Origin of the sequence: Conexibacter stalactiti (assembly GCF_033542075.1) — a bacterium.
Taxonomy (GTDB): domain Bacteria; phylum Actinomycetota; class Thermoleophilia; order Solirubrobacterales; family Solirubrobacteraceae; genus Conexibacter; species Conexibacter stalactiti.
On the sequence record NZ_JAWSTH010000196.1, the window covers coordinates 1 to 3,446 of the forward strand.

At 74.8% G+C, this 3,446-nt stretch carries 4 protein-coding genes; 1 reads left to right on the forward strand and 3 read right to left on the reverse strand.

All coding sequences use genetic code 11. From position 1 onward, the window contains the following. Window positions 1–69: 69 nt before the first annotated feature. The 3 genes from R7226_RS31105 to R7226_RS31115 form a co-directional block, all read right to left on the reverse strand. On the reverse strand, window positions 70–594 hold the full coding sequence (locus R7226_RS31105; RefSeq protein ID WP_318601436.1) for a hypothetical protein: 525 nt from the start codon (window positions 592–594) through the stop codon (window positions 70–72). 74 nt (window positions 595–668) lie between these two features. Then, on the reverse strand, window positions 669–2,111 hold the full coding sequence (locus tag R7226_RS31110) for a sensor histidine kinase (protein WP_318601438.1): 1,443 nt from the start codon (window positions 2,109–2,111) through the stop codon (window positions 669–671). Beyond that, window positions 2,108–2,785 carry a response regulator transcription factor gene (locus R7226_RS31115; protein ID WP_449720096.1) on the reverse strand — a complete coding sequence of 226 codons (678 nt, stop codon included), beginning with the start codon at window positions 2,783–2,785 and terminating at the stop codon, window positions 2,108–2,110. The genes R7226_RS31110 and R7226_RS31115 overlap by 4 nt, the downstream gene beginning before the upstream one ends. Window positions 2,786–2,923: 138 nt before the next feature. Here R7226_RS31115 and R7226_RS31120 point away from each other — a divergent pair, with 138 nt between their 5' ends. Then, entirely contained in the window at window positions 2,924–3,343 is a 420-nt protein-coding gene (locus R7226_RS31120) for a hypothetical protein (protein WP_318601439.1), read from the forward strand. Window positions 3,344–3,446: the final 103 nt, after the last annotated feature.

Below are 3,446 nucleotides of genomic sequence, written 5' to 3' on the forward strand. Positions count from 1 at the left end.
CGGCCAGCACCGCCGCGAGCGCACCCGCGGCGGCGACCGGCAGCGCGGCGGCGGCGGCGACCCGCGCTCTCACTGCGCCGGCTCGCCCGGGGAGGCCGGGGCGGCGCCGCCGGGGCCGCCGCCCATCAGCTCGCCGCACGCCTCCTGCGCCCGTCTGGCGGTCGCGCTCTCGCCCTCCTCGACTCTCAGCATCATTCTGCCGTCGGCCGCCGGGTCGGCCATGTCGACGCCGTGCTCGCGCATGCACTGCGCGAACTCGAGTCCTCTCTCGCGCATCTCCTGCTGCTGCGCCTCGCTCGGCGGCTTCGGCGCCCAGCCGGTCTTTCTGCGGCAGCTGTCCATCGCTCTGTCGGTGCGCGACATCCCCTCGCCCGCGCCAGGTCTGCTGGTCGCGCGGATCGCGAATCTGCCGTCGCCGTCCGATCTCACGTCGAGCCCCTCGTCGCGCAGGCAGTCCTCGAACGCGAGTCGCGTCTCCTCGTCGCTGTCGCCGGCGTTCGTCGAGGATGGCGAACTGCTGCCGCAGGCGGCGAAGGTCACCGCCGCGAGCGCGACGGCGAGCAGCGGGACGAGGCGGCGGAATGGTCTGGTCACGGTCGGATCTCCTCCGGTTCGACTGGTCATGACCACATCGAGCCAGCCGTCCGTGAACGGTTGGTGAGAGCGACTTAGGAGGGCAGTGAAAGGACGAGGCGGGCGCCGCCGCCCGCGACCGTCTGCGCGCGCACGACGCCGCCATGCGCCTCCGCCACCTGCCGCACGATCGCGAGGCCGAGCCCGGCGCCGGGCAGGCCGCGGGCACGGCGGGAGCGGTAGAAGCGGTCGAAGACGTGCGGCAGGTCCTCCGCCGCGATCCCGGGACCGTGGTCGCGCACGCTCACCTCGCCTCCGCGTACGCACACCTCGACGACGCCGTCAGCGCCGCCGTGCTTGACCGCGTTGTCGAGCAGGTTGCCGACGGCGCGGTGCAATCGCCCCGGCACGGCCTGCACGAGTGACTCCTCGACGTCGAGCCGGAAGTCGGCCCCCGGCGCGTGACGGCGCGCGCGCTGCACCGCCTCGGAGACGAGCAGGTCGAGCCGCACCGCCTCCAGCTCCTCGGCCGGCGCCGCCGGCCGCGCGAGGTCGACGAGGTCGCCGATCAGCGTGCTGAGGTCCTCCAGCTGGACCTGCGCGGCGGCGAGCACTCTGGCGCGCTCGGCGGCCGGCAGGTCGGGCGCGCCGGCGAGCGCCTCGATCGAGGTTCGCACCGCCGTCAGCGGTGTGCGCAGCTCGTGCGAGGCGTCGGCGACGAGCTGCCGCTGCGCGGCGCGCGCGCCGTCGAGCGCGGCGAGCATCGTGTTGAAGCTGCGCGCCATCCGCGCCAGCTCGTCATTGCCGCTGACGTCGATCCGGCGGCTGAGGTCCTGCGTCGCGGCGACGTGCTCGGTCGCGCCCGTCAGGCGCTCGACCGGCTTCAGCACCCGGCGCGAGACGAGCACGCCGAGGCCGGCCGCGACGGCGACGCCGCTGCCGCTGACGCCGAGCAGGATCGCCAGCAGCCGCCGCAGCGCGCCGTCGACCTCCTCGCGCGGCTCGGCGACCGTCAGCGCCGAGCCGTCGGGCGCGGCGACCGTCAGCATCCGCACGTCGACGCCGTTGACCGAGGCGTCGGAGAAGAAGGCGTCGGCCTCGCCGGCCGCGACCGCTCTCATCCGCGCGGTCGTCGGCAGCAGCGTTCTGCCGTCGACCGCGCCGAGCACGTCGCCCTCCGGCGTCAGCAGCTGCGCGACCGTGTCGGAGGCGCCGAGCGCGCCGGGGACGACGATCTGCGTCCGTCTGATCGGGCCGTCGGCAGAGTCCGACCCGCCCGGGGGCCGCGCCCGCTCGACCGCGCCGAACGACACGTCGCCGTCTCTGCGCAGCACCTTCATCGTGAATCTGCCGTCGGTGACGCCGAGCGCTCTTCTGGCCGAGACGAAGAAGGCGCGCGGCGCCTGCGTCTTCAGCCGGTCGTCGAGGTTGCCGTACAGCTCGTTGCGCATCGTCACGTAGACGAGCGCGGCCGCCGCGACGATCGCCGCCGCGACGGCGGCGGCGACGAGCACGACGACGCGCGTGCGGAAGCTCATCTCGCCTGCCGCAGCACGTAGCCGACGCCGCGCACCGTGTGCAGCAGCCGTGCGCCGCCGCCGGCCTCGGTCTTGCGCCGCAGGTAGCCGACGTAGACCTCGATCGAGTTGGAGGTCGGGCCGAAGTCGTAGCCCCATACGTGCTCGACGATCAGCGAGCGCGTCAGCACCTGCCGCGGGTTGCGCAGGAACAGCTCCAACAGCAGGAACTCGGTCCGTGTCAGCTCCAGCGCGCGGCCGCCGCGATGGGCCTCGCAGGCGCCGGGGTCGAGTTCGAGGTCGTCGAAGCGCAGCGTTTCGCCGTCGCTCGCCCAGCCCGTCCGCCGCAGCAGCGCGCGCAGCCGCGCGAGCAGCTCCGGCAGCGCGAACGGCTTCGAGAGGTAGTCGTCGGCGCCGGCCTCCAGCCCGGCGACACGATCGGGCACCGCGTCGCGAGCGGTGAGCAGGAGGACGGGCGTGCGGTCGCCCGCATCGCGCATCCGCCGGCAGACCTCGATCCCGTCCAGCTCCGGCATCAGCACGTCGAGCAGCACCACGTCGGGGCGCACGCTCGGCAGCTGCCGGATCGCGTCGCGCCCGTCGCTGGCCAGCTCGACCTCGAACCCGTCGAGCCGCAGCGCGAGTTCGAGCGCCTCCCGCATCGCCGGCTCGTCATCGACGACCATCACCTTCACCGGCGGCAGCGTAGGCGCGGAAGATGAACGGTTGGTGAAGGAGGCGGCACGGCGCGGGGCGCGATCGGCCGCGCTCCGATGTCGGCCCGCGGACGCGCCGGTTGCGCGCCGGCCGCCGCGCCGTGATGCTTGCGCGCCGTGGGTCGTGCACGCAACGGAATGCTGGTCGCGCTCGCGCTGGTCGTCGGGCTGTCGCTGCTGAGCGCCGCCGCGGCCGAGGCGGCGCGGCGGCCGACGCCGAAGGAGGCCGCCGCGATCAAGCGGCTGGCGCTCGACGTCTGCCGCAGCCCGGCCGGCGCCTGCCGCTACCACGGCGCCCGCGTCTCGACGCGCAACCCGCGCTTCGCGTGGGCCGACGTGACCGGCGAGGGCTTCTCCGGCGCGCTGCTGAAGCGGCCGAGACGGGGCGGGACCGCCTTCCGCGTCGTCGGCACGCAGGGCGGCGGGATCGGCAGCTGCGCCTACTGGCGCCGCCGCGCGCCGAGGCCCGTGCTGCGCGATCTGCGCGTCAGCGGGTTGCTGAACGTGCGGACCGGCGCCACCGGCCGCTGCGGTTGACTGCCGTGCGGAAGCTGGGAGCCCCCGCGCGGCGACTGCGTCAGTAGTCGATGCGGCGGTAGTAGCGGCGGGTCGTGAGCGGGTGGTCGCGGAGGACTTCGAG